The sequence below is a fragment of the Agrococcus sp. HG114 genome (assembly GCF_024723325.1).
Taxonomy (GTDB): domain Bacteria; phylum Actinomycetota; class Actinomycetes; order Actinomycetales; family Microbacteriaceae; genus Agrococcus.
On sequence record NZ_JANQCH010000138.1, the window covers coordinates 1 to 5,900 of the forward strand.

A 5,900-nucleotide genomic window follows, 5' to 3' on the forward strand; every position below is an offset into this window, starting at 1 on the left:
GCTGGGAGATGTGTATAAGAGCCGGAGCCCGGGCTCACGACGACGTCGGCGCCCCCCGCGTCGGCGAGCGCCGCGACGAGCCGGTCGGCGTAGGCGGCGGCGGGGAGCGCGTCAGGCACGCGCCGCGTCGCCGTCATCGGGCGAGCGGCGGCCAGACCCGTCGGAGTCGTCGGAGTCGTCGGCGACCGGTCCGATGACCGGGGGCTCGGGCGCGGGGCGCTCCTCCTCGGCGTCGAGCGCCGCGAGCTGGGCCTCGAGCTCGGCGATGCGGCGGTCGGCCTCGGCGTCGGAGACATCGCTCGAGCGCGAGAAGGCGGGGTCGTCGTCAGGCGCGAGCGGGCGTGCCGACGACCGCGGGCCCTTGCCCCACGCGAGCCAGCCGATGGCGCCGAGCACGGGGAGCACGACGATGAGCACGACCCACAGCACGCGATTCAGGCGGCGGATGCGGCGGTCATCGGTGACGGTCAGGTCGACGAGCGCGTAGACCGTCACCACGAGGGCGAGGATCCCGCCGATGATGAGCCACCTCATGCCCTCAGCGTAGGCCCCTTCCCTATGGTGCGCTCATAGACTTGACCCATGGCCCCCTCCTTGCGATACCTCGTCGTGCGCGCCGTGCTGTTCCTCGTGCCGTTCGCCGCGCTGATGATCGCCGACGTGCCGTGGTGGCTCTCGCTGCTGGTCGCGCTCGCGTTCGCGTTCGCCGCGTCGATCGTGTTCTTCGCGAAGCTGCGGGACGAGGCGGCGCGCGACCTGCAGAGGATGCGCGAGGGCCGGAAGCGCGAGGGCACGGGCCCCGACGACGCGGACGTCGAGGACGAGGTGCTCGATCGGCCCGGCACTGGGGCGCTCGATCGGCCGGCCGCTGACCAGGCGCTCGATCGGCCCGAAGCCGACGGGACCGATGCGCCGGGCGAGCCGGACCCATCCGCCCCCCGCGCCTGACCGCGCGGGCTGATCCGGGGCGCGGCGCTCAGACGCTGACGAAGCCCGCCGGTCCGCCCCAGATGGCGATCGCGAGGCCGACGCCGTAGAGCAGGGCCGTCATGCCGGTGAGGCCGAGCGCGGTGATGAGGTCGCGCGGCGTGCGCGACGTGATCACGATGACCATCGCGGGCCCGGCGATGAGCAGCACGGCGAAGACGACGAAGCCGTACGCGAGCGCGTACGAGAACACCCACAGCACCGCGAACGGCACCAGCATGAGCAGCACGTACAGCGCCTTCGAGGGGCCGCGGCCGAGGAGCGTCGCGAGGGTGCGCTTGCCGGCCGCGCGGTCGGTGTCGACATCGCGCAGGTTGTTGCAGAGCATGAGCGCCGCCGAGATGCAGCCGATCGCGACGCCGAGCGCGATCGAGTCGTCGGTGATCCGGCCGAGCATCGCGTAGACCGTGCCGCACACCGCGACAGGCCCGAAGAAGAGGAACGCCATGAGCTCGCCGAGCGCGTAGTAGCCGTAGGGGCGCTTGCCGCCGGTGTAGCCCCACGCGGCGACGATGCACACGACGCCGACGGCGAGCAGCCACCACCGGCCGCTCAGCAGCACGACCGCGACGCCCGCGAGCGCGCCCGCGGCGAGGAACGCGATCGCGACGTTCCGCACCGCGCGCGGCTCGGCCTTGCCTGCGCCGACGAGGCGGCCGGGGCCGACGCGCACGGCGTCGGTGCCCTTGACGCCGTCGGAGTAGTCGTTCGCGTAGTTGACGCCGATCTGCATGCAGACCGCGAGCAGCAGGCACGCGATCGCCATGCCGAGGTGGTAGCCCTCGGCGTTGAACGCGGTGGCGGTGCCGAGCGCGACGGGTGCAACTGCCATGCCGAGCGTGCGGGGCCGGGATGCGGCGATCCAGTCGCGCGCGGTCGCGGGCGAGGGGCCGGTGCCGGCCGCCTGCGCGCGGCGAGCGGGGTTGCCGGAGCGGGGATTGGCCATCGCCTCGATCGTAGTCGCCGAGGGCAGCTGGCTCCGGCCCTCGCCGCTGGCGCCGTCCTCCTCGCGGGCGCCCGTCTTCGCCGGCGCACGGCCTTGCCGTGCGGTCATACCGGCCGCACGCGCAGCCGGCTCACCCCGACCGCGAACGCCTCGCTTCAGTGCGCGACCCCTTGCCGGCGAGCCGACCCCTTGCATCCGGTCGCCTCGGCTCGGAGGGGTCGGGTCGGCGAGCGGCTCGCCGCGAAGGGGTCGGCTCGGGACGAACGGTTCGCGTCGGCGGGGTCGGCTCGGGGCGTACGGGTCGCGGCGGCGGGCGGGCAGCCGCGGCCCGATCCCGGGCTCAGCCGAAGAGGCCCCGGCGGCGACGCTCCTGCGTGCGCCCGGCGACGAGCCGCGCGAGCCGCTTGCGGTCGGGCTTCCCGGATGCGGTGGTCGGCATCACGGACACGGTCACGAGGTGGTTGGGCCGGGCGGGCTTGCCGAGCGCGTTCCCGACCGCCGCGCGGATCTCGGCGAGCGACGGCTTGAGCGTCGTGACGACCGCGGGCACCTCGCCCCACTCCGGGTGCGGCGCCGCGACGACGACCGCGTCGGGCGCGAAGGTCTGCACGACGTGCTCGACCGCGGCGAGCGACACCTTGATGCCGCCCGAGTTGATGACGTCGTCGATGCGGCCCGAGACCTGGAGCAGCCCGCTGATCAGGCTGCCCGCGTCGCCCGTCTTGTACCAGCGCGTGCCCGAGCCGTCGGTCGTGAACCGCTGCTCGGTGAGCGCCGCGTCCTCGTACCCGTCGGCGAGCTGCGGCCCGGCGATCTCGATCTGGTCGGTGAGCCGGATCTTCACGTCGCGCAGCGGCCGCCCGTCCCACACGCATCCGCCGACCGTCTCGGTCGCGCCGTACGTGCGCGTCACGCGCCAGCCGAGCCGCGCGGCCCGCTCGATGAGGCCGAACGGCGCCCGCTGCCCGCCGAGCAGGATGCGGTCGAGCCGGGCGATCGGCCCGATGAACGAGCGGTCGAGCGCGGCCGCGTCGACGAGCCGGGCGAGCTGCGTCGGCACGAGCGAGGTGTACTTGCGCTCGTGCTCGAGGCTCTGCACCGCCTCGACGAACGCCTCGGCCGTGAACGCGCCCTCCGTGCGCACGAGCGGCGCACCGGAGACCTCGTTCCGCCAGATGACGTTCTTGCCGGCGATGTACTGCTCGGGCAGCGCGAGCACCCACTGGCCGGGCCCGCCGAGCCGCTCAAGCGCGGCGCTCGTCGACGCCTCGATCGCCTCCTCGGAGATGATCACGCGCTTGGGCACACCGCTCGACCCGCTCGTCTCGACGACGATCGCCATGATCTCTCCTTCCGTGCTCGCGATGCCTTCGGTCAGTAGTGCCAGGGGAACGGCGACCAGTCGGGCTCGCGCTTCTCGAGGAACGCGTCGCGCCCCTCGACCGCCTCGTCGGTGCCGTACGCGAGCCGGGTCGCCTCGCCCGCGAAGATCTGCTGCCCCACGAGCCCGTCGTCGACCGCGTTGAACGCGAACTTCAGCATCCGGATCGCGGTCGGGCTCTTCGTGAGGATCTCGCGCGCCCAGTCGAGCGCGACGCGCTCGAGCTCGGCATGGGGCACGGATGCGTTGATCGCCCCGGCCTGCAGGGCCCGGTCGGCGCTGTACTCGCGGGCGAGGAAGAACACCTCGCGCGCGAACTTCTGACCCGTCTGGCGCGCCATGTACGCCGAGCCGTAGCCGGCGTCGAACGACCCGACGTCCGCATCCGTCTGCTTGAAGCGCGCGTGCTCGGCGCTCGCGATCGTGAGGTCGCACACGACGTGCAGCGAGTGGCCGCCGCCGGCCGCCCAGCCGGGCACGACCGCGATGACGACCTTCGGCATGAAGCGGATGAGCCGCTGCACCTCGAGGATGTGCAGGCGGCCCGACCTCGCCGGGTCGATGCTGCCGGCCGTCTCGCCCTCGGCGTAGCGGTAGCCGTCGCGGCCGCGGATGCGCTGGTCGCCGCCCGAGCAGAACGCCCAGCCGCCGTCCTTGGGGCTCGGGCCGTTGCCGGTGAGGAGCACGACGCCGACGCGGCTGTCCTGCCGCAGGTCGTCGAGCGCGCGGTAGAGCTCGTCGACCGTGTGCGGGCGGAAGGCGTTGCGCACCTCGGGGCGGTCGAACGCGACGCGGCCGATGCGCCCGTCGCGCGAGCGGTGCACCGTGATGTCGTCGTAGCCGGGCGCCGCGTCGCCCCATTCGGCGGGGTCGAACAGGGGCGAGATCGTCACCTCGCCAGCCTAGCCATCGGGGGCTGCGCCGGCGCTCAGCCGCAGGGCTCGAGGCGCGACGCGAACCAGCCGGGCTGCCCGCACTCCCAGCGCAGCGGCCGGTCGTGCTCGTCGAGCGCGACCCGCACCTGCACGTCGAACGACTCGCGGCCCGGTTCGTCGAGGGTCGTGAAGCCCACCGCGAGGTCGACGGTGCGCGCGATCGGATCGACGTTCACGACGTGCGCGAGGTCGTCGAAGCGCAGCCGCACCCCGCGCGGCACGAGGCAGCCGGAGCGCTCCCAGCACGAGTCGACCTGCGCGGCCGCGAGCGCGATCGCCCGCTCGCCGACCGCCCGGACGACCGTGACCGTCACCCTCGGCGCCGCGGGGGTGCGCGGGTCGCCGTCGACCGTGAACACGTCGCCGCCCACGACGATCACGGGACCCGCGACCTCGTCGACCCTGTACACGCCCGGGTAGAGCATGATCGGCAGGAACCCCGTGAGCTGCACCCCGGCGACCTCGGCGCGGATGCCCGGATCCAGGCCGCTCATGTCGACGACCTCCGCGAGCGACGTGCGCAGCTGCCAGCGGCCCTCGACGCGCTCGGCCTGCATGGTGCGGAAGACGTCGACGCCCTGCACGCGGTAGTGCACCTCCGCGGTGCCGCGGTCGCCCTCGACGTGCACGACCTCGACCTCGGGCACCTCGATCGGCCGGGCCGACGCGAGCACCTGGGGCGGCGCGGCGTACGCGAGGCCGCGGATCGGCACCATGTCGCTCGCCGCGCGCGAGTCGCCGCGCGCGATGGCGTCGACGTAGGCGAGCGCGGTCGAGCGGAGGTCCTCGAGCGCGCCCGCGGCGGTCGCGCGATCCATGATCTCGAGGGTCGCCGGCACCCCCACGCCGACGACGAGCCCGAGGACGCCCGCGGCGACGACGTGCTTCCAGACGAAGCGGCGCCTGGTCGCGAGCGGGGCGGATGCGTCGGGCTCGGCCTCGTCCTCGAGCACCTCGGGCGCGGGCGGCGACGGCGGCGCGGGCGCCGCCTCGGCCGCCGGCTCGACCGCTGGCGGCATCTCGAACTCCGGCATCCTGCCCGCCATGCGCACATGATGCACCCGCCGGACGCGCGGGTGAAGAGGCGGGTCGCGGCCCGTCTCGCGTCAGCCGAGATCCGGGCACGTGGCGAGGTCGCCGCCGTACTCGCCCGGCACCCCGCACTCCCACCGCACGGGCGTGCCGCCCGGCTCGACCGTGAGCCGCACCTCCATGTCGAGCCACTGCGCCGACGATCCGCGGTTCTCGACGAGCGGCACCAGGAGCTGCACGACACCGCGCGGCAGATCGCTCCACTGGACGTGCACGTCGCCCGAGCTGCCGAGGAGCACGTCGTCGCCGAGCTCGCACGTGCCGGCTCGCTGGCACGCGGCGGCAGCCGCGAGCGCGTGCGCCTCGGCGAGCTCGCCGAGCGCCGGCACGAGCTGGGTGCCCCCGTAGACCTCCGTCGGCGTGCGCGGGTCTCCGTCGACGACGAAGCGCTCCCCGCCCACGGCGAACACGGGCCCCTCGACCCGGTCCACCTCGTACGTGCCCGGGTACAGGCGGGGGCGCCGGGCGCCCCGCCGCCCCCCCCCTCCCCGTGGCCGCAGCGGCCGTCGGGCCCCCGGGCTCCCCGCCGCATCCTCGGCATCCAGCCGGTGCTCTTCGT

The 5,900-nt window shown here is 74.4% G+C and carries 7 protein-coding genes; 1 reads left to right on the plus strand and 6 read right to left on the minus strand.

Annotated elements, in window-relative coordinates:
• Positions 1-111: 111 nt before the first annotated feature.
• Positions 112-534 carry a PLDc N-terminal domain-containing protein gene (locus tag NWP09_RS11210; RefSeq protein ID WP_258275594.1) on the minus strand — a complete coding sequence of 141 codons (423 nt, stop codon included), beginning with the start codon at positions 532-534 and terminating at the stop codon, positions 112-114.
• 48 nt (positions 535-582) lie between these two features.
• On the opposite strand from NWP09_RS11210, the gene NWP09_RS11215 reads away from it, so the two are divergent.
• Positions 583-948 carry a DUF4229 domain-containing protein gene (locus NWP09_RS11215; protein ID WP_258275595.1) on the plus strand — a complete coding sequence of 122 codons (366 nt, stop codon included), beginning with the start codon at positions 583-585 and terminating at the stop codon, positions 946-948.
• A 28-nt stretch (positions 949-976) separates the two neighbouring features.
• On the opposite strand, the gene NWP09_RS11220 is transcribed toward NWP09_RS11215, so the two are convergent.
• From NWP09_RS11220 to NWP09_RS11240, 5 genes are all read right to left on the minus strand, one after another.
• Positions 977-1,933, minus strand: coding sequence for a 1,4-dihydroxy-2-naphthoate polyprenyltransferase (locus NWP09_RS11220; protein WP_258275596.1), 957 nt, complete (start codon positions 1,931-1,933; stop codon positions 977-979).
• Positions 1,934-2,273: 340 nt separating this feature from the next.
• Positions 2,274-3,275, minus strand: a complete 1,002-nt coding sequence (locus NWP09_RS11225; RefSeq protein WP_258275597.1) for an AMP-binding protein — start codon at positions 3,273-3,275, stop codon at positions 2,274-2,276.
• A 32-nt stretch (positions 3,276-3,307) separates the two neighbouring features.
• Positions 3,308-4,207 (minus strand): 1,4-dihydroxy-2-naphthoyl-CoA synthase, encoded by a 900-nt coding sequence (locus NWP09_RS11230; RefSeq protein ID WP_258275598.1) that lies wholly within the window; start codon positions 4,205-4,207, stop codon positions 3,308-3,310.
• Between the two features lie 35 nt (positions 4,208-4,242).
• A complete protein-coding gene (locus NWP09_RS11235) occupies positions 4,243-5,295 on the minus strand; it encodes a hypothetical protein (RefSeq protein ID WP_258275599.1) in 1,053 nt (350 codons plus the stop codon).
• Between the two features lie 60 nt (positions 5,296-5,355).
• The coding region (locus tag NWP09_RS11240) for a hypothetical protein (protein ID WP_258275600.1) at positions 5,356-5,900 on the minus strand (545 nt) is incomplete at its 5' end.

Coding starts and splice junctions, on each gene's coding strand:
- NWP09_RS11220 (WP_258275596.1), bottom strand. CDS start 1,933: ATGGCCAATCCCCGCTCCGGCAACCCCGCTCGCCGCGCGCAGGCGGCC.
- NWP09_RS11235 (WP_258275599.1), bottom strand. CDS start 5,295: ATGGCGGGCAGGATGCCGGAGTTCGAGATGCCGCCAGCGGTCGAGCCG.
- NWP09_RS11215 (WP_258275595.1), top strand. CDS start 583: ATGGCCCCCTCCTTGCGATACCTCGTCGTGCGCGCCGTGCTGTTCCTC.
- NWP09_RS11225 (WP_258275597.1), bottom strand. CDS start 3,275: ATGGCGATCGTCGTCGAGACGAGCGGGTCGAGCGGTGTGCCCAAGCGC.
- NWP09_RS11210 (WP_258275594.1), bottom strand. CDS start 534: ATGAGGTGGCTCATCATCGGCGGGATCCTCGCCCTCGTGGTGACGGTC.